This is a genomic window from Psychrobacter sp., assembly GCF_036731945.1.
Taxonomy (GTDB): Bacteria; Pseudomonadota; Gammaproteobacteria; order Pseudomonadales; family Moraxellaceae; genus Psychrobacter.
This window is the reverse complement of record NZ_DAINDI010000009.1, coordinates 39,064-40,091: the sequence shown is the minus strand read 5'-3', so window position 1 is coordinate 40,091 and position 1,028 is coordinate 39,064. Positions and strand designations below refer to the sequence as shown.

At 49.2% G+C, this 1,028-nt stretch carries 1 pseudogene; it reads left to right on the top strand.

Features of this window, described 5'->3' with window-relative positions:
• A pseudogene (locus tag V7D75_RS03145) lies at positions 1–1,028 on the top strand (DNA gyrase subunit A); the annotation flags it as partial.

Below are 1,028 nucleotides of genomic sequence, written 5' to 3'. Positions count from 1 at the left end.
AGTACTGACCTTGAGAGCAATTACCGCGTCAATATGAATATGATTGGCCTAAATGGTAAGCCGCAGGTCAAAAACCTCAAAGAAATCCTAGAAGAATGGCTTGTCTGTCGCCGCTCGGTGGTCACGCGCCGTCTGCAATATCGCCTCGATAAAATTGATAAACGCTTACATATCCTTGCAGGTTTGCTGATTGCTTATCTGAATATCGATGAAGTCATTCGTATTATTCGTGAAGAAGACGACCCAAAATTATCATTGATGCAAGGCTATGATCTGACTGAAATCCAAGCCAATGCTATCTTGGATATTCGTCTGCGCCAGCTCGCAAGACTAGAAGAGATTGAGCTGCGCCGCGAGCAAGATGAACTGGCTGCCGAGCGCGCCATCATTCAAGAATACTTGGACAATCCAGACAGCCTGACCAATCTGATGATTGATGAGCTTAGCACCGACATGAAGGAACACGGCAATGAGCGCGTATCGCTATTGGCTGAACGCGAAGAAGCGCAAGCGTTAAAAGAGTCTGACCTCGTACCAAGCGAGCCTGTCACCGCTATCCTATCGAAAGCGGGCTGGATTCGCGCTGCCAAAGGTCACGACGTCGATGCTGCTGGCATGACTTATCGCTCGGGTGATAGCTATCAAGCCCACGTGCGCGGTAAATCCAATGAGAGAATTTACGTGCTCGATAGTACCGGACGCAGCTATAGTATCGACGCTCATAGCCTCGCCTCGGCTCGTGGTCAAGGCGATCCGCTGACCAGCGTACTCAAACCGCCAGCGGGCGCCAGCTTTGAGCAGTTATTAACGGGCGATAATAACCAACGTATCGTCCTCGCAAGTTCAGCAGGTTATGGTTTTATCAACACCGTTGGCAATCTCGATAGCAATCAAAAAGCGGGTAAAAACATCATCAACCTAGCAAATGATAGCCGCTTGCTACCTGTTGCGCAGATCGATGCTAATGCAGAAGCTAATGGCGATAATAGTGAAGCGGTAAAAGCCACACCTGACCATCTCGCTGTCGT